This window comes from Pelomicrobium sp. P1 (genome assembly GCF_052805615.1).
Genome location: NZ_JBRBEM010000001.1, coordinates 252,660 through 271,157, shown reverse-complemented (window position 1 = coordinate 271,157; position 18,498 = coordinate 252,660). Strand labels below are relative to the sequence as shown.

Annotated in this window: 20 protein-coding genes; 7 read left to right on the top strand and 13 right to left on the bottom strand. The window is 67.3% G+C overall.

Translation table 11 applies throughout. From position 1 onward, the window contains the following. Nucleotides 1–13: 13 nt before the first annotated feature. Nucleotides 14–1,267, top strand: a complete 1,254-nt coding sequence (locus ACUVYZ_RS01340; protein WP_439932655.1) for a class I SAM-dependent methyltransferase — start codon at nt 14–16, stop codon at nt 1,265–1,267. A gap of 45 nt (nt 1,268–1,312) precedes the next feature. Here the strand turns inward: ACUVYZ_RS01340 and ACUVYZ_RS01335 are convergent, their stop codons facing one another. Together ACUVYZ_RS01335 and hemN are read right to left on the bottom strand one after the other, a co-directional pair. Continuing rightward, the gene (locus ACUVYZ_RS01335) at nt 1,313–2,014 is read right to left on the bottom strand and encodes a sulfite exporter TauE/SafE family protein (RefSeq protein ID WP_439932654.1); all 702 of its coding nucleotides are present in this window, start codon (nt 2,012–2,014) and stop codon (nt 1,313–1,315) included. A 147-nt stretch (nt 2,015–2,161) separates the two neighbouring features. Beyond that, entirely contained in the window at nt 2,162–3,583 is a 1,422-nt protein-coding gene (hemN, locus tag ACUVYZ_RS01330) for an oxygen-independent coproporphyrinogen III oxidase (protein WP_439932784.1), read from the bottom strand. Nucleotides 3,584–3,734: 151 nt separating this feature from the next. Here hemN and fnr point away from each other — a divergent pair, with 151 nt between their 5' ends. Then, entirely contained in the window at nt 3,735–4,481 is a 747-nt protein-coding gene (gene fnr / locus ACUVYZ_RS01325) for a fumarate/nitrate reduction transcriptional regulator Fnr (RefSeq protein WP_439932653.1), read from the top strand. Nucleotides 4,482–4,511: 30 nt separating this feature from the next. Here fnr and ACUVYZ_RS01320 read toward each other — a convergent pair whose 3' ends face one another. The 11 genes from ACUVYZ_RS01320 to ACUVYZ_RS01270 all read right to left on the bottom strand — a co-directional run bounded on the left by ACUVYZ_RS01320 (nt 4,512) and on the right by ACUVYZ_RS01270 (nt 13,977). Then, the gene (locus tag ACUVYZ_RS01320; RefSeq protein ID WP_439932652.1) at nt 4,512–4,889 is read right to left on the bottom strand and encodes a hypothetical protein; all 378 of its coding nucleotides are present in this window, start codon (nt 4,887–4,889) and stop codon (nt 4,512–4,514) included. Then, nucleotides 4,886–5,020 (bottom strand): DUF3149 domain-containing protein, encoded by a 135-nt coding sequence (locus ACUVYZ_RS01315; RefSeq protein ID WP_439932651.1) that lies wholly within the window; start codon nt 5,018–5,020, stop codon nt 4,886–4,888. The genes ACUVYZ_RS01320 and ACUVYZ_RS01315 overlap by 4 nt, the downstream gene beginning before the upstream one ends. A gap of 19 nt (nt 5,021–5,039) precedes the next feature. Beyond that, a complete protein-coding gene (locus tag ACUVYZ_RS01310; protein ID WP_439932650.1) occupies nt 5,040–5,588 on the bottom strand; it encodes a FixH family protein in 549 nt (182 codons plus the stop codon). After that, nucleotides 5,560–7,002 (bottom strand): cytochrome c oxidase accessory protein CcoG, encoded by a 1,443-nt coding sequence (ccoG, locus tag ACUVYZ_RS01305; protein ID WP_439932649.1) that lies wholly within the window; start codon nt 7,000–7,002, stop codon nt 5,560–5,562. The genes ACUVYZ_RS01310 and ccoG overlap by 29 nt, the downstream gene beginning before the upstream one ends. A gap of 141 nt (nt 7,003–7,143) precedes the next feature. Beyond that, nucleotides 7,144–8,052 carry a cytochrome-c oxidase, cbb3-type subunit III gene (gene ccoP, locus ACUVYZ_RS01300; RefSeq protein WP_439932648.1) on the bottom strand — a complete coding sequence of 303 codons (909 nt, stop codon included), beginning with the start codon at nt 8,050–8,052 and terminating at the stop codon, nt 7,144–7,146. Then, on the bottom strand, nt 8,049–8,243 hold the full coding sequence (locus ACUVYZ_RS01295) for a cbb3-type cytochrome oxidase subunit 3 (RefSeq protein WP_439932647.1): 195 nt from the start codon (nt 8,241–8,243) through the stop codon (nt 8,049–8,051). The genes ccoP and ACUVYZ_RS01295 overlap by 4 nt, the downstream gene beginning before the upstream one ends. A gap of 4 nt (nt 8,244–8,247) precedes the next feature. Then, complete coding sequence (ccoO, locus tag ACUVYZ_RS01290) at nt 8,248–8,862, bottom strand: cytochrome-c oxidase, cbb3-type subunit II (RefSeq protein WP_439932646.1); 615 nt, start codon at nt 8,860–8,862, stop codon at nt 8,248–8,250. 10 nt (nt 8,863–8,872) lie between these two features. After that, entirely contained in the window at nt 8,873–10,300 is a 1,428-nt protein-coding gene (gene ccoN / locus ACUVYZ_RS01285) for a cytochrome-c oxidase, cbb3-type subunit I (protein ID WP_439932645.1), read from the bottom strand. Between the two features lie 127 nt (nt 10,301–10,427). Next, the gene (gene ccoS / locus ACUVYZ_RS01280; RefSeq protein ID WP_439932644.1) at nt 10,428–10,601 is read right to left on the bottom strand and encodes a cbb3-type cytochrome oxidase assembly protein CcoS; all 174 of its coding nucleotides are present in this window, start codon (nt 10,599–10,601) and stop codon (nt 10,428–10,430) included. A 57-nt stretch (nt 10,602–10,658) separates the two neighbouring features. Then, nucleotides 10,659–13,193: a heavy metal translocating P-type ATPase gene (locus ACUVYZ_RS01275; RefSeq protein ID WP_439932643.1), complete on the bottom strand. Its 2,535-nt coding sequence runs from the start codon at nt 13,191–13,193 to the stop codon at nt 10,659–10,661. Between the two features lie 160 nt (nt 13,194–13,353). Then, nucleotides 13,354–13,977 carry an OmpW/AlkL family protein gene (locus ACUVYZ_RS01270; protein ID WP_439932642.1) on the bottom strand — a complete coding sequence of 208 codons (624 nt, stop codon included), beginning with the start codon at nt 13,975–13,977 and terminating at the stop codon, nt 13,354–13,356. A gap of 283 nt (nt 13,978–14,260) precedes the next feature. On the opposite strand from ACUVYZ_RS01270, the gene ACUVYZ_RS01265 reads away from it, so the two are divergent. From ACUVYZ_RS01265 to aat, 5 genes are all read left to right on the top strand, one after another. Beyond that, nucleotides 14,261–14,842 (top strand): isochorismatase family protein, encoded by a 582-nt coding sequence (locus ACUVYZ_RS01265; protein WP_439932641.1) that lies wholly within the window; start codon nt 14,261–14,263, stop codon nt 14,840–14,842. 16 nt (nt 14,843–14,858) lie between these two features. Continuing rightward, nucleotides 14,859–16,184: a nicotinate phosphoribosyltransferase gene (locus tag ACUVYZ_RS01260; protein ID WP_439932640.1), complete on the top strand. Its 1,326-nt coding sequence runs from the start codon at nt 14,859–14,861 to the stop codon at nt 16,182–16,184. A 153-nt stretch (nt 16,185–16,337) separates the two neighbouring features. Next, nucleotides 16,338–16,874, top strand: coding sequence for a superoxide dismutase family protein (locus ACUVYZ_RS01255; protein WP_439932639.1), 537 nt, complete (start codon nt 16,338–16,340; stop codon nt 16,872–16,874). A gap of 115 nt (nt 16,875–16,989) precedes the next feature. Next, nucleotides 16,990–17,685 (top strand): hypothetical protein, encoded by a 696-nt coding sequence (locus ACUVYZ_RS01250; RefSeq protein ID WP_439932638.1) that lies wholly within the window; start codon nt 16,990–16,992, stop codon nt 17,683–17,685. A gap of 66 nt (nt 17,686–17,751) precedes the next feature. Then, nucleotides 17,752–18,447 (top strand): leucyl/phenylalanyl-tRNA--protein transferase, encoded by a 696-nt coding sequence (aat, locus tag ACUVYZ_RS01245; RefSeq protein ID WP_439932637.1) that lies wholly within the window; start codon nt 17,752–17,754, stop codon nt 18,445–18,447. The last annotated feature ends 51 nt before the right edge of the window (nt 18,448–18,498 follow it).

The window sequence follows — 18,498 nt, the reverse complement described above, 5'->3', positions numbered from 1 at the left end:
CCGAGGGGGACGCATGCTCTTCGAAAAAAAGATCGAAGGATTCCTGGAAGGCCTGAAAGAGAAAGGCGCCCTTCCGCTACGGGTGGAGCTGTGGAACGGCCGCGCGGTCGAGCTTTCGCCCCATGCCACGGTGTTGCTGCGCCTGAACGCCCCGGCGGCGGCCCGCTACTTCCTGCGCCCGACCCTCGCCAAGCTGGGGGAGGCCTATGTGGAAGGCCACGTGGACGTGGAAGGGCCCTTGAGGGACGTGATCGGCGCCGCCACGCGCCTCGCCGCCTACGCGGGCGCCGGCCAGGGCCGCTTGCCCGTGTGGCGCTGGGCCCATTCCCGGCGCACGGACCGGAAGGCGATCCAGTACCACTACGACGTCTCCAACGACTTCTACGCCCTGTGGCTGGACCGCCACATGGTCTACTCCTGCGCCTACTTCAAGACGGGAGACGAGGACATCCACACCGCCCAGGAGCAGAAGCTGGATCACATCTGCCGCAAGCTCATGCTGCGGCCCGGCGAGAAATTCCTCGACATCGGCTGCGGCTGGGGCGGGCTGATCCGCTGGGCCGCCAGGCACTACGGGGTCGATGCCATCGGCATCACCCTGTCGCGGTACCAGTACGAGTACGCCGCAAAGCGCATCGAGGAGGAGGGTCTCTCCGGCCGCTGCCGCGTTCTGCTGCAGGACTACCGGGACGTGCCGGGGGAGGCGGCGTTCGACAAGATCGCCAGCGTGGGCATGTTCGAGCACGTGGGGCTGAAGAATCTGCCCCGCTACTTCGGCGTCATCCAGCGGCTGCTCAAGCCCGGCGGCATTGCGCTCAACCACGGCATCACCGCCGGCGATCCCGACAGCCGCTGGTCCCCCTTAGGCGGAGGCGAGTTCATCGAGAAATACGTCTTCCCCCACGGGGAACTCCCCCACCTGTCGCTGGCGATCCGGGAGATGTCCGCCCAGCGGCTGGAAGTGGCCGACGTGGAAACCCTGCGGCTGCACTACGCCAAGACCCTCTGGCACTGGGCGGAGCGGCTGGAGCAGAACCGGGCCCGGGCGGCGGCCATCGCGGGCGAGAGGCGGCTGCGCATCTGGCGCGTGTATCTCGCCGGCTGCGCCCACGCCTTCGAGCAGGGCTGGGTGACGATCCAGCAGGTCCTCGCCTTCAAGCCCGCCCGGGCGGGCGAGAGCCCTCTGCCGTGGACCCGCGCCTATATGTACGCCCCGGCCCGGGACGCCGAAGCGGCGCAGCCGAGCGAAGCCATGCGCCTCGCCTGATCATGGCGCCCGCCGGGCACGGTTTTTCGACCAGGCAACGCCAGGCTAGGAGCGGCAGAACTCGGCGATGCCGAGGGGTAGGTTCGGGAGCCGCAGGAGCCCGGTAATGCCGAACGCCACGATCGCCGCACCCGCCCCGTAGCGCACCCAGGGACGCTGCAGAAAACCCTTCAGGCTCCCGGCGAACCAGCCCATGGCCATCAGGTTCGGAAGCGTACCCGCCCCGAAGGCCAGCATGATGAGGGCGCCGGTGACCGGGCTCGCCGAGAGGAGTGCGGTGAAGAGCACGCTGTAGACTAGCCCGCAGGGCAGCCACCCCCACACCGTGCCGGCGGCAAACGCCCGCGGCAGGCTGTCGATGGGCAGCATCCGGGCCGTCCACGGCTGGAGCCGGCGCCAAAGCAGGCCGCCGGCGCGCTCCAGGTGGGCCACGCCGCGCCACAGACCCGCCATATAGAGCCCCAGGGCGATCAGCATCAGGTTCGCGCTAGCATACAGGCCCTGCTGCACGGGAATCAGCCCTTCGGCCAGGAGCCCCGCGGAGCCGGCTGCGCCCGCCACCGCCCCCGCCACCCCGTAGCTGGCGATGCGCCCCACGTTGTAGGCCGCCTGCAGCCCCGCCCGGCGCCCCACTCCCGCTTCGCCCGCGCTGAGGGAAAGGACGCCCACGATGCCGCCGCACATGCCCACGCAGTGGGTGCCGCCAAGCAGCCCCACCAGGAACACCGAAAGAAACTCCGAGGTCATTGTTTAGGATCTTGAACCACAGAGGCGCAGAGAGCGCAAATAAAAACCAATCCTGCAATAAAGATTTCCTTCTTTCGCGCCTTTTGCGCCCTTCGCGTCGAAAACTTCCTTCTCTTCTTTCTCTATGCCTCTGTGGCGAATAGATTCTCATATCACTTTCGAATAACGGGTGCGCTGGAGGTCGGACTGGAGGTACTTGTCGAACACCATGCACACGTGGCGCACCAGCAGCCGGCCCCGGGGGGTAACGCCGATCCAGTCGTCCTCCAGGGTCACCAGGCCCCAGCGCTCCAGCTCCCTCAGCGCTTCCAGCTCCCGCTGGAAGTAGCGGCGGAAATCGATGAGATAGCCGCTTTCGATGGGCTCGAAGGAAAGCTCGAAATGGCAGATGAGGGCCTGGATCACCGCCCGCCGCAGGAGATCGTCGGCGGAAAGCTCCAGCCCACGCATGATGGGCAGCCGCCCGTCGTCCAGGGCTTCGTAATACTCCTGCAGCGCGCGATGGTTCTGGGCGTAGGTGGGCCCGATCATGCCGATGGCCGAGACCCCCAGCCCCACCAGATCGCACCCTGCGTGGGTGGAGTAGCCCTGGAAGTTGCGGTGCAGGCGGCCCTGGTGCTGAGCCACCGCCAGCTCGTCGTCCGGCTTGGCGAAATGGTCCATGCCGATGTAGAGGTATCCCGCGGCGGTCAAGCGCTCGATGGCGAGCTTGAAGATTTCCAGCTTCTCGTCGGGGCTGGGCAGCTCGGCCGGATCGATCTGCCGCTGGGTTTTGAAGACATGGGGCAGGTGGGCGTAGTTATAGAGGGCGATGCGGTCCGGGTTCGCCGCGATCACCCGCTCCAGCGTGTGAGCGAAGCCCGCCACCGTCTGCTTCGGCAGCCCGTAGATCAGGTCCAGGCTCACCGAGCGGAATCCGTGGGCCCGGGCAGCCTCGATCACGGCCACCGTCTGGGCCTCGCTCTGGATGCGGTTCACCGCCCGCTGCACCTGGGGGTCCAGGTCCTGGACGCCGAGGCTCACGCGGTTGAAGCCGAGCTCCGCCAGAACCCGCACCGTATGCGGGCCCACCTTGCGCGGGTCGATCTCGATGGAATATTCCCCCTGGGGCGACAGGGCAAAGCGGGAGCGGATGTCCTGCATCAAGCCGCCGAGCTGCTCGTCCGAGAGATAGGTGGGCGTGCCGCCGCCGAAATGGAGCTGATGCACCTCGTTGTCCCCGGCAAACAGGGCCGCCTGCAGGTCCAGCTCCTTGCGCAGGTACCCGAGATAGCTGACGGCACGGCGGCGGTTCCGAGTGATGATCTTGTTGCACGCGCAATAGAAACAGACCGTGTCGCAGAACGGGATGTGCACGTAGAGGGAAAGGGGCCGGCGGATGCCGCCGATGTTGCGCTTCGCGGCCCAGGCCCGATACGCGGCCTCATCGTAGGCTTCGACAAAGCGGTCGGCGGTCGGGTACGAAGTGTACCGGGGGCCGCTCACGTCGAAGCGGCGGATCAGCTCGGCATCGAAGGCCGGCAGGGGCGGCGCGCTTTGGAAAACTGCCTGGTGTTCGGATCGGTGCATCGCGGCGATGTGCAAGACGGTTCCCATAGGCCCCCTACTATGCCACCGGCAGCCGAAGAGCCTTTGATCTAGATCAACGGGATGCGGTGCATTAGAATTCGTTTATCTTCGTTCCAGGACCCCGCCCGGGATCGCCCTGCAGCACCCGCCTATGGCCGCCCCGCCCCCCGTCAAGGGCATCAGCCTCACGGCGCTGCGCACCGCGTGCAGCGCCTGCAACCTCCAGGAGCTTTGCCTGCCCATCGGGCTCACCCGGGAGGAGGTGGAGCGCCTGGACGCGGTGGTGTACCGACGCCGCCGCGTGAAGCGGGGCGAGCACCTCTACCGGGCAGGGGAGGGTTTCGACGCCCTCTTCGCCGTGCGTTCCGGTTTCTTCAAGACCTACCTGCTGTCCGAGGACGGGCGCGAGCAGGTGACCGGCTTTCACATGATGGGGGAGGTGATGGGGCTGGACGCCATCAGCTCGGACCGGCATCCCTGCAGCGCCGTCGCGCTGGAGGACAGCGAGACCTGCGAGGTCCCCTTCTCCGAGCTGGAGACCTTGTCGCGGGAAATGCCGTCGCTGCAGCGCCATCTGCACAAGATGATGAGCCGGGAGATCGTTCGCGACCAGGGGGTCATGCTGCTCCTGGGCAGCATGAAGGCGGAGGAGCGCCTGGCCGCCTTCCTGGTGAACCTCTCCCAGCGCTTCCAGGCCCGCGGCTACTCGCCTTCCGCATTCAACCTGCGCATGACCCGGGAGGAGATCGGCAGCTACCTGGGCCTGAAGCTGGAGACCGTGAGCCGCCTCTTTTCCAAGTTCCAGCAGGAGCGCCTCATCCGGGTGCACAACAAGGCGATCCAGATCCTCGACCCCGCGGGGCTCAACGCCTTCATCGGGCCCTGCGTGCTGCGCTAGGCGCTTTTGAGGTTTAACCTGCGTGGTAAATCATCCATCACAGCGCGGCACCCCCGGCTCCTCCCGCTTGGGGCAACCCGGCGGCCGCTCCGCGGGCGCGAGCGGGCAGCGGTTGATTTCGGCGGAGGTGCGCTGGAAGAAGCAGGTGAGGGCGCTGGAGGCGGCGGCGAAGGCCCAGAAGAGGAAGAAGCCGATGGTGTAGACCATCAGGCGGTTTTCCCCCAGCGTCTGGCCGCCCGGCAGCAGGGTGTCGCTGAAGGGCAGCTCCATGGGGTCGAACAGGCTGAAGAAAATCGCCTCCCCGATCCCGCCCACGATGAACGATGGCCACAGGATCCAGATCAATCGCCGCCCGAAGCTGCCTAGCTCCTGGGTTTCCGCTGCCTGCGGCAGGCTCGGGCAGCTCATGGCTTGGGACCTCGGGACTTTCGGGCGAGCCATACCAGCAGGAAAATCCCCATGGCGATGATGAAGCCGATGGTGAACAGGCTCAAGCGGCCGAAATCTGAGTTGAGCAGCAGTTCCAATGCCGGAGACATGTCGTTCTCGCTCCTTCGATCAGGATGAAGCGGGCGGCGGCACGAGCCGCACCGCCGGTTGCTCGGGATACCAGAGGGAACCCGTGAGCCGCCAGGTGCCGCCGTCGTCCTCGAGGCTCAACACCCAGCGCCCGGGAGCCGGGGGCGAGAGCGCGCCGCGGAACTCGCCCTTGCCCGCGGGGGCGAGCCGCAGCGTCTGGTCGAAGCCCGCCCGGGTCGGATGGATCACCTTGAGCACCAGCGCCGCCGGCGGCCCGCCGTCTTTCACCGCGAGCTCGACCGCCACGCTGCGTCCGCCCTCCTCCAGCCGCACTTGCGCGGTCACGCCCCGGCGAAGGGCGGCCCGCTCCCGGTCCAGCACCTGGTGGATGGCGAGCCCCTGCTGGTAGTAGTCCTCCACCACCAGGCCGTCGTCGCTCTTCACCGCGATCCATAGGGTCACGAAGCCGGCCGCGACCACCGCCGCGGGTCCGGCGAACAGCCCCCACACCCAGGGCTCCCGGTACCAGGGGCGCGCCCCCGGCCACCGCTCCCGCCCCTCAGCGGGCGATGAAGCTGGATTTCTCATCGGTCCTCACCCGCTCGTCGTCCACCGCCTGCACGCGAAACACCACCGGGTTCGCGCCCTTCTGCACCGCCGTCCGCTCGGCCAGCAGCCGCACCGACAGCGTGCGGGACGAGGCCCCTTCCACCTGGATCGGCTGGGGTTCCCCTTTCAGCTCGAGCCCGTCGATGCCGCTGGCGGTGACGGTGTACCGCCGCGGCCGCTCGGTAGTATTGAAGATCTGCAGCCGATACACGTTCTCCAGCCGCCCGTCCTCCGCCTCCCGCACCAGGGTCGCCCGGTCGCGGATCACGTTGACCTTGAGCGGCACCCGGAAATAGAGGGTGGCCGCCACCGCCGCCACCAGGGCGAGGAGGATGGCCGAGTAGATCAGCACCCGGGGCCGCGGCAGGTGTTTCACGATGTCCCGGTCCGAATATTTTCCCTCGATGGCGTTTTCGGTGGAGAAACGGATGAGCCCCCGGGGGTAGCCCATCTTGTCCATCACCTGGTTGCAGCCGTCGATGCACGCGCCACAGCTTATGCACTCGTACTGAAGGCCGTTGCGGATGTCGATGCCCGTGGGGCAGGCCTGCACGCAGATGCCGCAATCCACGCAGTCGCCGAGCCCCAGGGCCTTCCGGTCGGCGGAGCGGGAGCGCGCCCCCCGGGGCTCGCCCCGGTTGTAGTCGTAGGTGACGATCAGCGTGTCCGGGTCGAACATCACGCTCTGAAAGCGGGCGTAGGGGCACATGTACTTGCACACCTGCTCCCGCATCCAGCCGGCGTTGCCGTAGGTGGCGAAGCCGTAGAACAGCACCCAGAAGGTCTCCCACGGCCCCGGGGAGAATCGTGCGAGCTCCCCGAGCAGCTCCCGGATCGGGGTGAAGTAGCCCACGAAGGTGATGCCGGTCCAGAGGGAGAAGGCGATCCACAGGCCGTGCTTGGCAGCCTTGACGCGCAGCTTGCGCCAGCTCGTGGGCGCCTGGTCCAGCTTCATGCGCTTCATCCGGTCGCCCTCGACCCACTGCTCGATCCACAGGAAGATTTCCGTGTACACCGTCTGGGGGCAGGCGAAGCCGCACCACAGGCGGCCGGCGACGGCGGTGAACAGGAACAGCGCCAGGGCCGAGATCACCAGAAGCGCCGTGAGCAGGATGAAGTCCTGGGGCCAAAAGACGATGCCGAAGATGTAGAACTTGCGGTGGGCGAGATCGAACAGCACCGCCTGCCGGTCGTTCCAGGTGAGCCAGGGCAGCCCGTAGAACACGAGCTGGGTGAGCGCCACCAAGGCGATGCGCCAGTTGGCGAGGACGCCCGAGACCGCCCGCGGGTAGATCTTCTTGCGGACCTCGTACAGGGCGACTTCGAGGCTGTCGTCCGTCCCCGAAGCGTTTACCTTTTGAACCGGCCGATCCAACTGTCCAATCCCTTTCACGGGCGACGAGCCGCCCCGCCTCAATGCCACGAGGGGAGGCGGCGGCCTGGGTGTCGCCGCCTCCCCTCCCTCATGTTCCCTTTTTCCCGCCGGGGGCGTCCCCCGCCCCTGCTCCCTGGAAACGGCCTGCACGTCCGGCTTCTATTTGGTCTGCCGAGACAACCCGTACACGTAGGCCGAGAGCAGGTGGATCTTGGCCGGCGAGAGCCGCTCGCCCCAGGCCGGCATGACCCCGGTGCGCCCCTTGGTGATGGTCTCGAGGATGACGGCTTCGCTTCCGCCGTAGAGCCACACGTTGTCGGTCAAGTTGGGCGCGCCGAGCTGGGGGTTGCCCTGGGCGTCGGCGCCGTGGCAGGCGGCGCACACCACGAACTTCTCCTTGCCCTGCTCGGCCAGTTTCGCGTCGTGGGGCCGGCCGGAGAGGGAGAGCACATAATGGGCCACCGCCTTGGCCCCTTCGGGGCCGCCCACGGCGTCGATCATGGGCGGCATCACGCCCTGCCGGCCGTTGGCGATGGACGCCTTGATCGTCTCCGGATCGCCCCCGTAGAGCCAGTCCCCGTCGGCCAGGTTAGGAAAGCCCACGGAGCCGCGAGCGTCGGAGCCGTGGCATTGGGCGCAGTAGGTGAGGAACAGCCGCTGGCCCATCTCCCGCGCCTGGGGATCGGCCGCCACGGCCTGCAGGTCCTGCTGCAAGAACTTGTTGAAGATGGGCCCGTAGGTCTCCTCCGCCTTGGCCATTTCCCGCTCGAACCGGTCCTTGGAGCTCCACCCCAAAACGCCCTGGAACGTGCCGAGCCCCGGGTAGAGCACCAGGTATATCAGGGCGAACACGATGGTGATGTAGAAGAGATTGCTCCACCACTTAGGCAGGGGATTGTTCCACTCCGCCAGGTCCTCGTCCCACACGTGGCCCGTGGTGCCCACCGCCTCCCCCTTCTTGACCTTGGCCTTGGACAGGAACCACAGGAACACGGCGCAGCCGACGATGCTCGCCAGCGTCAGGACGGCCACGTACCAGCCCCAGAAGGGGCTCACGAAATCGCTCATTGCTTTTTCCTCCCGCGACGCGCTTGTTCCTTCTCGTTGCAGATGCGCTCCCGCTCCTCGCCGTCGAAGGGGGCGAGGGCGGCCTCTTCGAACCGCCGTTGGGCGCGCCCGCTCCAGGCCCAGGCGACGATCCCCACGAAACAGACGAAGGCGAGCACGGTCGCCAGGATCCTTAGGTCGTTCACATCCATGGCCTCACCTTGCGCTCCTCAACGCCGTGCCCAGCCCCTGGAGGTAAGCGATGATGGCGTCCATCTCGGTCTTGCCCTCCACTTCCTTGGGGGCGTTGGCGATCTCCTCGTCGCTGTAAGGCACGCCGATCCGCTGCAGCGCCTTCATGTGCTTCGCCACCTGGGAGCCGTCCACCTTGGCCTGGGCGAGCCAGGGATACGCCGGCATGTTGGACTCGGGCACCACGTCCCGCGGGTTCATGAAGTGGACCCGGTGCCACTCGTCGGAGTAGCGCCCGCCCACCCGGGCGAGGTCCGGGCCGGTGCGCTTCGACCCCCACAGGAACGGGTGGTCGTACACCGACTCGCCCGCCACCGAGTAGTGGCCGTAGCGCTCCACTTCCGCCCGGAACGGCCGCACCATCTGGGAGTGGCAGTTGAAGCAGCCCTCCCGCTGGTAGATGTCGCGGCCCGCGAGCTCGAGCGCGGTGAAGGGCTTGAGCCCGGGCACCGGTTCGGTGGTGGAGCGCTGGAAAAAGAGCGGTACGATCTCCACCAGCCCGCCCACCGCCACCACCAGGACGATGAGCACGATCATGAGGGCTAGGTTCTTCTCGATCCGTTCGTGCATCGAGCTCATGGCGCCCTCCTCAATGGGCCGCGGCCGGCACCGGCGCCGGCACGTTGTCCACGGCCTTGGCGCCGGCCATGGTCTTCCACACGTTGTAGGCCATGATCAGCATGCCGGCGAGGAACAGGATGCCGCCCAGCAAGCGGATCGAGTAGAAGGGATACATGGCTTTCACGCTTTCCGCGAAGCTGTAAGTGAGCGTGCCGTCGTCGTTCACCGCCCGCCACATGAGCCCCTGGGTGACCCCGGCGATCCACATGGAGGCGATGTAGAGCACCACGCCGATGGTGGACACCCAGAAATGCACCGTGATCAGGCCGACCGAATGCATCTCGCTGCGGCCCACCATGCGCGGGATCAGGTAGTAGAGGGAACCGATGGAGATCATGGCCACCCACCCGAGCGCGCCCGAGTGCACGTGGCCGATGGTCCAATCGGTGTAGTGGGATAGGGCGTTCACCGTCTTCACCGACATCATGGGCCCCTCGAAGGTGGACATGCCGTAGAACGAGACGGAGGTGACCAGGAACTTGAGGATCGGGTCGGTGCGCAGCTTGTCCCACGCCCCCGACAGGGTCATGATGCCGTTGATCATGCCGCCCCAGGAGGGCGCCAGCAGGATCAGGGAGAAGAGCATCCCCAGCGACTGGGTCCAGTCGGGCAGCGCCGTGTAGTGCAGGTGGTGGGGGCCCGCCCACATGTAGGTGAAGATCAGGGCCCAGAAGTGCACCACCGACAACCGGTACGAGTACACCGGCCGCCCCGCCTGCTTCGGAATGAAGTAGTACATCATCCCGAGGAAGCCGGCGGTCAGGAAGAAGCCTACCGCGTTGTGCCCGTACCACCATTGCACCATGGCGTCCTGGGCGCCGCTGAAGACGGAATAGGACTTCCACAGGGTGGCCGGGATCTCCAGGCTGTTCACCACGTGCAGCAGGGCGATGGTGAGGATGAAGGCGCCGAAGAACCAGTTGGCCACGTAGATGTGGGGGGTTTTGCGCCTGTAGATGGTGCCGAAGAACACGATGGCGTAGGCCACCCACACCAGGGTGATGAGGAGGTCGATGGGCCATTCCAGCTCGGCGTATTCCTTGGAGGTGGTGTAGCCCAGCGGCAAGGTGATGGCGGCAGCCACGATCACCGCCTGCCAGCCCCAGAAGGTGAACGCCGCCAGGCCATCGGAAAAGAGCCGGGTGTGGCAGGTGCGCTGCACCACGTAATAGGACGTGGCGAAGAGGGCGGAACCGCCGAAGGCGAAGATCACCGCGTTGGTATGCAGCGGCCGCAGCCGCCCGTAAGAGAGCCACGGGATGCCGTAGGTCAAATCCGGCCAGATCAACTGGGCGGCGATAATCACCCCCACCAGCATGCCCACGATGCCCCACACCAGGGTCATGACGGCGAACTGGCGGACCACCTTGTAGTTGTACGTGGCTTGCGCTTCCATTCAAGCTCTCCCCGTTGCTCAATCAAAAACCTTCCAGCCTTCCCGGCCCCCGGCTCCGAGCCCATGCCGCGCGTGGGCGCATGGATGGTAAGGGTTCCGGAACCGGCGCTTTTTGACTTAGATCAAGTCAAGGGCTGGATTCCCTCCGGTCTTTCCCCGGCCGGTCATCGTCCATAAGGATGCGATGGGCCGGCCCCTCCAGGTCGTCGAACTGCCCGCTCCTCACCGCCCACCAGAACACCGCGCCGATCAGCAGCACCAGCGTGAGGGACAAGGGAATGAGGAGGTATAAAATGTCCATTTCAGGAATCAGGGATCAGAAGCCAGGATTCCAGATCCAGCGTTACGAGTCGGAGCATCAGCGAGCGGTTTCAAGCGAGGGTCCTGCGTCCCGGTTTTCTGACCTAGTCCTGATCCCTGATTCCTGATGCCCCAGCCTCAGGGAGTTCAGCACTACCAGCAGCGAGCTTCCCGCCATGCCGATGCCCGCCATCCAGGGGGTGACGAATCCCGCTACGGCGAGGGGCAGCGCCATCAGGTTGTAGGCGATGGCCCAGGCGAAGTTCTGGCGCACGATGCGCACGGTGCGGCGTGCCACCGTAAATCCCTCCGCCAGGTCCTGGAGCCGCTCGGACGTGAGCACCATGTCCGCGCTCGCCCGGGCTGCCTGGGCCGCCTTCCCCACCGCCACCGAGACCTGGGCCCGGGCGAGCACCGGCGCGTCGTTGATCCCGTCGCCCACCATGGCCACCACCGCCCCTTCCCGCTGGAGCCGCTCAACGAAGGCCAGCTTGTCCCCGGGCGAGGCGCCGGCCACGGGGCGATCGATGCCCAGGCGCTCGGCCACGCGCCGTACCGCCGCAAGCCGGTCGCCCGAGAGCAACATGACCCGGCAGCCCGCGGCCCGCAGGCGCGCCACGGCAGCCGCGGCGTCCGGGCGAAGCGCGTCGCGGAAAGCGAACGCCGCCAGATAGCCGCCTTCGTGCCCCAGGACGACGACGATGTCATGGCGTTCCAGGAAAGCCGCGAGAGCCGGCGGCGTCGGCTGACCCGCGAGTTCGGCGACGAACTCCGGCGTGCCGATGCGTAGCCTGCGCCCGTCGATCACCGTTTCCATCCCGGCGCCCGGCACGCGCACCGGAAGGGAGCCGGCGGGAAGCGCCAAGCCCCGGGCGCGGGCGGCTTCCCGCAACGCCCGGCCGACCGGGTGCTCCGCCCCTTGCTCCAGGCCGGCGGCCAGGGCGAGGCACCCATGGGCGGGCAGCGGCCCCAGGGGGAGGACCTCCTCGAGCGTTAGATGCCCTTCAGTGAGAGTACCGGTCTTGTCGAACACCACATGGGTGGCCTTCGCCAAGGTCTCGAGGGCGTGCCCCCGGGTCACCAGCAGCCCCCTCCTCGCCAGCCGGGCGGTGGCCGCCCCCAGAGCGGCCGGGGTGGCGAGGGACAGGGCGCAGGGGCAGGTCACCACCAGCACCGCCACGGTGATCCCCAGAGCCTGTTCCGGTGCCGCCGAGGACCAGTAAAGGAAGACGCCCGCTGCCACCAGGAGCAGAGCCGCCACGAACCCGGCCGCCACCCGGTCCGCCAGGGCCGCGATGGGGGGTTTCTCCGCCGCCGCCCGATCCAGCAGCCGCAGGATGCCGGCGAGCACCGTCTCTTCCCCCACCCGTTCCACCCGCACCACCACCGGGCTCTCCACATTGAGGGAGGCGCCGATCACCCCATCGCCCGGTCGTTTCGCCACCGGCCGACTCTCCCCGGTGAGGAGGGCCTCGTCCACGGCGGTGGCGCCTTCGACCACCACCCCGTCTGCCGGCACCGCTTCCCCGGGGCGCACCCGCACGTAGTCCCCCGGGACGAGCTCCGCCACCGCCACCCGCGCCTCCTCGGCGCTTTCGGGGTACGTGGAAAGCTTCCACGCCATGGCGGGTCTCAAGCGGGCCAGGGCCTCGGAAGCGTCGGCGGCCCGCTGCCGGGCGTTCCATTCCAGGTAGCGGCCGCCCAGCAAGAAGAAGACGAACATGGTGATGGAGTCGAAGTAGATTTCCCCTACTCCGGCGAGGGTGGCCCAGACGCTGGCGGCGAAGGCGAGGCCGACGCCCAGGGCCACCGGCACGTCCATCCCTAAGCGCCGGGCCCGCAGATCGTTCCAGGCGCCGCGGAAGAATCGGGCGGCGGAAAACCCCACCACCGGCACGGTGAGGAGGAGCGCCCCCCAGCGCAGCAGCGCCCCGATGTCCCGCGGCATCTCCCCTTCCCCGGCCAGATAGGCCGGGATCGCCAGCATCATCACCTGCATCATGCCGAAGCCGGCGACGAACAGCTCCCACAAGGCCCGCCGCCGCTCCTGGCGCAGAATCGCCTCGTGCCGGCCGGGATCGTAGGGATGGGCGGTGTAGCCGATGGCGGCGATGGCCCGGAGGATTTCGGACAGACGCACCCGGGTCTCGTCCCAGCGCACCCGGGCGCGCCGGGTGGCGTAATTCACGCTCACGGCGAGGACCCCGGGCAGCCGCGCGAGGTGCTGCTCGTTGAGCCATACGCAGGCCGCGCAGCGAATCCCCTCCAGAATCAGGGAGGCCTCCCGCACGTGCTTCCCCGCCGCCCGCACGAAGCCTTGCTGCACCTTGGGCGAATCGTAGAGTTCGAGCTCCCCCAGGAACTCGGGCAGCGTCTCCCGGGGCGAGGCGGGCAGCGCGCTGCGGTGCCGGTAGTAGCTCTCCAAGCCCGCGGCCACGATGGCGCGGGCCACTGCCTCGCAGCCGGGGCAACACAGGGGGCGAGCGGCGCCCTCCACCAGCACCGTATATCGGCGGCCTTCCGGCACCGGAAGCCCGCAATGAAAACAGGCGGTGGCCGCCAAGGAAGCAGAGTTTGAGAAGAGTGCGCTCACCGCGGGGATTCCGCCAGCCACGCCCAGGCGGGCCTGGACGAAGCGCCAACAGACTTCGGAATGAATCCCTTGGGGGCCTTTCCGCCCCCAAGAATATTCCTGGTACTCGGTTATAAATTAGAATTTAATAATATTCTAATTCTAAACCTCGGCTGCCCATTCAGAACCGGTACCCGATCCCCACGCCGTAGACCCAGGGATCGATATCCAGCTTGGTCACGGTAGCCCCCGTGGCCTTGAGCCTCACGTCGGTGTCGATCCACAGGTACTTCACGTCCACGTTGAGGTACCAGTTCCCGGTCAGAGCATAGTCGAAGCCCACCTGCAGGGCCCCTCCGAAGCTGTCCTTCTCCACTTCCAGCGTATCGTTGAGGAGGTCTCGGTCGGTGAAGCGGGTGTAATTGAAGCCCGCGCCCACGTAGGGCTTGAACGCCCGATCAGGCATGAAGTGGTATTGCAGGGTGAGGGTGGGCGGAAGGTGCTTGACCGACCCGATGTCGGCTCCCATCAGGGTGACGTCGTGCTTCTGCGGGTAGGTCAGGATCAGCTCCAAGGCGATGTTTTTGGTGATGAAGTAGCTGATATCCACCTCCGGGGCCACCCGGTTGTCCACGTCCAAGGCGTCGGCGGGAAGCCCCAGGGGACCGCCGGCGGAAGAACCGGCGTCGGGATCGATGTTGACCACCCGAGCGCGGACCAGCCAGTCGCCTGTCTCGGCGTGGCTCATCACCGGCAATGCCAGGGCCACGCCCGCCACGACCATTCCTGCCAGTTCTCTTTTCATGAGTTTCTCCCAGGATGACGAAGCAAAATCGGTACGGCGGGAGCTAAAGACCTACCCCACCTGATGGTGGGAATACTAGCGGCTGCGGCGGCGCAGCATTTGATCTGGATCAAATCCAAACCAAATTCAAGGCCTGGATCAGATCCGAACTGAAACGCGAGCCAACGAATCGAGCCAAGCCCTTCGCCGCGCTCAATCTTCCTTCCTATAATCGGAAACCTGGAGCCCTCCAACTGCGTCGCAACAATGAAGGGACCGCGCAGATCAACCAGGAGGATGAACCATGACGGTGACCGTTTCTCCCGGCGATGCGCTGATCGTCGTGGACGTGCAGAACGACTTTCTTCCCGGCGGGGCCTTGGCCGTGCCCCAAGGGGACCAGGTGATCGAGCCCCTGAACCGGGCCGCTGTCCTGTTCGAGGCCAAGGGGCTTCCCGTCTTCGCCACTCGGGACTGGCACCCGGAAAACCACTGCTCCTTCAAGGCTCAGGGCGGGCCGTGGCCGCCCCACTGCGTGGCGGGGACCCGGGGCGCCGAGTTCGCCCCGGGCCTGCGGCTGCCCGCCTCCGCCGTGGTGATCTCCAAGGCCACCACCCCCGAGCGGGACGCCTACTCCGGCTTCCAGGGTACCGAGCTGGCGGAGCTGCTCAGGCGCCGGGGCGTCAAGCGGGTCGTGGTGGGGGGGCTCGCCACCGACTACTGCGTGCTGAACACGGTAAAAGACGCGCTGACCCAGGGCTTCCAGGTGCTGCTCCTGATCGACGCCATCCGCGCCGTGGACGTGAAGCCGGGAGACGGAGAGGCGGCCCGGACCGAGATGGAGCGGGCTGGGGCGGTGCCCATCACCGTGGCGGACCTGGCCTGAGGAAGCGCTCCCCTCGATGAGCCCCCTGCTCACCGATTTGTACCAGCTCACCATGCTCCAGGCCTACCTGGAGCAAGGCATGCAGGCGACCGCCGTGTTCGAGCTCTTCGTGCGCAAGCGCTCGCCCGGGCGAAATTTTTTCGTGGCGGCAGGGCTGGAGCAGGCCCTCGAGTACCTGGAAAACCTGCGCTTCCGGGACGAGGACCTGCGCTGGGTGGCAGAATCGGGACTGTTCAAGCCGGGTTTCGTGGACTTCCTCGCCGAGCTGCGTTTCGAGGGAGACGTGTACGCCATGCCCGAGGGCACGCCCTTCTTCCCCGACGAGCCCATCCTACGAGTGGTGGCGCCGCTCCCCCAGGCCCAGTTGGTGGAGACCCGGCTCATCAACCTCGTCAACTTCCAGTCCATGGTGGCCTCCAAAGCTGCCCGCTCGGTGCTGGCGGCCCCGGGCAAGCTCCTGGTGGACTTCGGGCTGCGGCGGGCCCACGGGGCGGAGGCCGGGCTCTTGGCCGCCCGGGCCGCTTATCTCGCCGGGTTCAACGGCACCGCCACCGTGCTGGCGGGGCGGAAGTACGGCATTCCCGTCTATGGGACCATGGCCCATTCCTTCATCCAGGCCCACGATTCGGAGGCCCAGGCCTTCGAGGACTTCGCCCGCGCCTTTCCCAAGAACGCGATCCTGCTCATCGACACCTACGACACGGAGCGGGCGGCCCGGCGGGTGGTGGAGCTCTCCCGCAAGCTGGCGGCGGAGGGCATTCAGATACGGGGGGTGCGCATCGACAGCGGCGATCTGGCGAGCCACGCCCGCAACGTGCGGCGCATCCTGGACGAGGGGGGGCTGCGGCGGGCGATCATCTTCGCCAGCGGCAACCTGGACGAGGAGAAGCTCGCCGCCCTGGTCCAGGGGGGCGCTCCTATCGACGGCTTCGGCGTCGGCACCAGCCTCACCACCTCCAGCGACGCCCCCTTCCTCGACTCGGTGTACAAGCTCCAGGAGTACGCCGGCCGGGCCCGCCGCAAGCGCTCCGAGCAGAAGGCCACCTGGCCCGGGCGCAAGCAGGTCTATCGCCGCTACGACGGGAAGGGCTTCCTGGCGGGGGACGTGCTCACACTGGAGACCGACCCCCAGAAGGGGGAACCCTTGCTGGTCCAGGTCATGGCGGGCGGCCGCCGCACCGGCCCTTCCCCCGCCCTCAAGGAGATCCGGGAGCGGACCCTGGCCCAATACGCCCGGCTGCCGGAAGCTCTGCGGGGGCTCAGCCCGGCCCCGCCCTATCCCGTGGAAGTGGCGCCGGCGCTGCGGGCGCTGGCGGAGGAAGTGGACCGCTCGGAATCCTAGAGGCCGCGCGAAGGCCTGGATTGCCGCGGGCTTGCCCACCGCCGCCCTGCCGGTTCCCCATTAAACGGGTGCCCGGGGACCACTTTCCTTAGCCGCCGGCCCGGCTACAATGGGAAGGCGCCTCGCTTCCTTTTGCGCCAAGAGGAGAAAGCCATGAAAAAAACGCTACTTGCTGCCGCTTCCGCCCTGCTGCTTTCCGCCTGCGCTTACCTTCCCTTCCAGTCCGGGCCCTCCGCCGTCGCCGAGCTCAAGCCCTTGAAGGGAAGCGGCGTCACCGGAACCGTGAACTTCACCCAGAAGGGGGACAAGGTGCTGGTGGTGGCCGAAGTGAAGGGGCTCAAGCCCGGGCCGCACGGCTTCCATGTCCACGAGAAGGGCGACTGCAGCGCGCCGGACGGCATGAGCGCCGGCGGACACTTCAACCCCCATGGCAAGAAGCACAGCGGGCCCAACGACCCGGATCGCCACGCCGGCGACCTGGGGAACATCGTGGCGGATGCCAGCGGCAACGCCAGGCTGACCCTGGAAACGGACGCCCTCTCCATCGGCTCGGGGCCGGGCAACATCCTCGGGCGCAGCGTGATCGTCCACGCCGACCCCGACGATTTCAAGACCCAGCCCCACGGCAACGCGGGCGCCCGCATCGCCTGCGGCCTCATCGTCGCCAAGGCAGGCAGGAGCGGGTATTGAGGCACCTGCGGGCGGAGGGCGTTGCCCCGGCCGGTTGACAGGGGCGGCGGCCAGAGGCTTAGATTAATCCTATCGTTTGGGTCTTCCACCGCCAGCCATGGAACGCCGCCACTTCATGAAAGCCTGCGCCGCCGGCGCGCTCCTCGCCGCCTCCAACCCCCAGGCCCTGGCCGCCCAGGCGGTATCGCCCCGCTACTACGCCAGGGCCCTCCTGGTGGACCTAGAGGACAAGCCCCTCCGAGCCTCGGCCCTCGCCGCGGGCACCAATTACATCTTCCACTACCCCTTCGGCGGCACGCCCTGCTTCCTCCTCGACCTGGGCAAACCCACCCAGCGGGACGTGAGGCTCAGGACCAGTAACGGCCAGACCTACGTCTGGGCGGGAGGCGTCGGGCCCCGGCGCTCCATCGTCGCCTATTCGGCCATCTGCGCCCACAAGCTGGCGTACCCGACCAAACAGATCAGCTTCATCAGCTACCGCAGCGCCTCGGAAGGCTCCACCTTTGCCCGGCCCAACATGATCCACTGCTGCGCCGAGCACAGCGAGTACGACCCGGCCAGCGGGGCCCGGGTGGTGGGCGGGCCGGCGGATCAGCCCCTGGCGGCCATCCTGCTGGAGCACGATCCGGTCGCCGACCAGTTGTACGCCGTCGGCACCCTGGGGGGGGAGCTGTTCAACGAGTTCTTCCAGAAATACGACTTCCGCCTGGTGCTGGAGCATGGCTCCGACACCCTGCCCAAGACGCCGGTGACCCGGATCACCCGGGTGGCGGAACTCGCCCGTTATTGCGAGCAGCGGGTGCGCTGCTAGGCGTTCCCGCTCGCGCGGGACGGCAGCCGCTCTCCTCCATCTCCGCCCCTCTCCCGCCGCTCCAGGATGATCCCCTGGCTCAACGCCCATACCCCGTTTCCGCCGGTCGAAACCGCTCTTGCTTCCCCCAACGGGCTGCTCGCGGCCGGCGGCGACCTCTCCCTCGCCCGGCTCCTGGACGCCTATCGCCGGGGGATCTTCCCCTGGTTCAACGAAGGCGAGCCCATCCTGTGGTGGAGCCCGGACCCGCGCATGGTGCTGTTTCCGCCGGAGATCAGGATCTCCCGCTCGTTGCGCAAAACCTTGCGCCACCGCCGCTACGAGATCCGCTGCGACACCGCGTTTCGCCGGGTGATGGGCGCCTGCGCCGCCCCGCGGCCCGGTCAGGCGGGCACCTGGATCTCCCCCCTCATGATGGAAGCATACGAGGGGCTGCACCGGGCCGGCTATGCCCACTCGGTGGAGACCTGGATCGACGGGGAGCTGGCGGGCGGGCTCTACGGGGTGGCCCTGGGACGGGTTTTCTTCGGCGAGTCCATGTTCTACCTCGTTCCAGACGCTTCCAAGATCGCCCTGGTGCACCTGGCGCGCCAGCTCGAGCGCTGGGGCTTCGGGCTGATCGACTGCCAGATGACCACCCCGCATCTGCGCTCCCTGGGGGCGCGGGAGATCCCTCGCAGCGACTTCACGCGTCGCCTGGCGGAATTGGTAAACTATGGAGGCGTCACTGGAAAATGGCGCTTCGACGCCGACCTGGTGTGACGGGGAGCTTAAGCCGGGAGGGCGGTCGGAAGGCTTATGAACGGACGTGAT

What these genes read in the sequence shown, in the direction of transcription:
- ACUVYZ_RS01340 (WP_439932655.1), top strand. Translation starts at nt 14, where the DNA reads ATGCTCTTCGAAAAAAAGATCGAAGGATTCCTGGAAGGCCTGAAAGAG.
- ACUVYZ_RS01335 (WP_439932654.1), bottom strand. Translation starts at nt 2,014, where the DNA reads ATGACCTCGGAGTTTCTTTCGGTGTTCCTGGTGGGGCTGCTTGGCGGC.
- hemN (WP_439932784.1), bottom strand. Translation starts at nt 3,583, where the DNA reads ATGCACCGATCCGAACACCAGGCAGTTTTCCAAAGCGCGCCGCCCCTG.
- fnr (WP_439932653.1), top strand. Translation starts at nt 3,735, where the DNA reads ATGGCCGCCCCGCCCCCCGTCAAGGGCATCAGCCTCACGGCGCTGCGC.
- ACUVYZ_RS01320 (WP_439932652.1), bottom strand. Translation starts at nt 4,889, where the DNA reads ATGAGCTGCCCGAGCCTGCCGCAGGCAGCGGAAACCCAGGAGCTAGGC.
- ACUVYZ_RS01315 (WP_439932651.1), bottom strand. Translation starts at nt 5,020, where the DNA reads ATGTCTCCGGCATTGGAACTGCTGCTCAACTCAGATTTCGGCCGCTTG.
- ACUVYZ_RS01310 (WP_439932650.1), bottom strand. Translation starts at nt 5,588, where the DNA reads ATGAGAAATCCAGCTTCATCGCCCGCTGAGGGGCGGGAGCGGTGGCCG.
- ccoP (WP_439932648.1), bottom strand. Translation starts at nt 8,052, where the DNA reads ATGAGCGATTTCGTGAGCCCCTTCTGGGGCTGGTACGTGGCCGTCCTG.
- ACUVYZ_RS01295 (WP_439932647.1), bottom strand. Translation starts at nt 8,243, where the DNA reads ATGGATGTGAACGACCTAAGGATCCTGGCGACCGTGCTCGCCTTCGTC.
- ccoO (WP_439932646.1), bottom strand. Translation starts at nt 8,862, where the DNA reads ATGAGCTCGATGCACGAACGGATCGAGAAGAACCTAGCCCTCATGATC.
- ccoN (WP_439932645.1), bottom strand. Translation starts at nt 10,300, where the DNA reads ATGGAAGCGCAAGCCACGTACAACTACAAGGTGGTCCGCCAGTTCGCC.
- ccoS (WP_439932644.1), bottom strand. Translation starts at nt 10,601, where the DNA reads ATGGACATTTTATACCTCCTCATTCCCTTGTCCCTCACGCTGGTGCTG.
- ACUVYZ_RS01270 (WP_439932642.1), bottom strand. Translation starts at nt 13,977, where the DNA reads ATGAAAAGAGAACTGGCAGGAATGGTCGTGGCGGGCGTGGCCCTGGCA.
- ACUVYZ_RS01265 (WP_439932641.1), top strand. Translation starts at nt 14,261, where the DNA reads ATGACGGTGACCGTTTCTCCCGGCGATGCGCTGATCGTCGTGGACGTG.
- ACUVYZ_RS01260 (WP_439932640.1), top strand. Translation starts at nt 14,859, where the DNA reads ATGAGCCCCCTGCTCACCGATTTGTACCAGCTCACCATGCTCCAGGCC.
- ACUVYZ_RS01255 (WP_439932639.1), top strand. Translation starts at nt 16,338, where the DNA reads ATGAAAAAAACGCTACTTGCTGCCGCTTCCGCCCTGCTGCTTTCCGCC.
- ACUVYZ_RS01250 (WP_439932638.1), top strand. Translation starts at nt 16,990, where the DNA reads ATGAAAGCCTGCGCCGCCGGCGCGCTCCTCGCCGCCTCCAACCCCCAG.
- aat (WP_439932637.1), top strand. Translation starts at nt 17,752, where the DNA reads ATGATCCCCTGGCTCAACGCCCATACCCCGTTTCCGCCGGTCGAAACC.